At 68.0% G+C, this 641-nt stretch carries 1 pseudogene; it reads right to left on the bottom strand.

The annotated features are described in order from the left end of the window. Nucleotides 1-641, bottom strand: a pseudogene (locus AC1ECK_RS36655) (hemagglutinin); the annotation flags it as partial.

Raw genomic sequence — 641 nt, forward strand, 5'->3', positions numbered from 1 at the left:
AGCACCATTACCGCTGGCAACGTTGCCAGCGCCGATCGACACCGCATTGCCACCCGTAGCCGTAGCCGCCTGCCCGATCGCCACCGCTCCCGCCGAGTTCGCCACGGCATTCGTACCCTCGGCTATCGCGCTACCACCCGAGGCCGCAGCACTCGTGCCGAGCGCGATGTTCGAGCCCGGATCGCCAGAGGCCGTGCCCGTCACGGCCTGATTGCCAATGGCCACATCGGACGCAGCATTCGCGGTCGCCTGATTGCCCAGCGCTTCGCTGAAGTTGCCGTTGGCCTGCGCCACCTGCCCCATGGCGTTCGACGCGGTACCATTCGCCTGTGCCCCAACGCCCACTGCCGTGGCCGAATCGGCGGCGGCAGTCGCTGCATAGCCGAGAGCCGTCGCCTCGTTGGAGCCTGATGCCGTCGCGCCATAGCCTACGGCAGTGCCCGCCTGCTGTGCGACGGCACCTGTGCCAACCGCAGTCGCGAAATCGGCTGCTCCCTTCGATGCCGCTCCGAGCGCCACGGCGCCCGTACCGGTCGCACTGGCAAGCTGACCGACTGCCAGCGCCGATTCCGACGCATACTCATTGTCGCCGAGTGCAATCGGCGTGCTGTTTGCGACCGCACCTCCGCCGAGCGCCACAT

It is taken from the genome of Paraburkholderia sp. SSBN10T, from assembly GCF_056619545.1.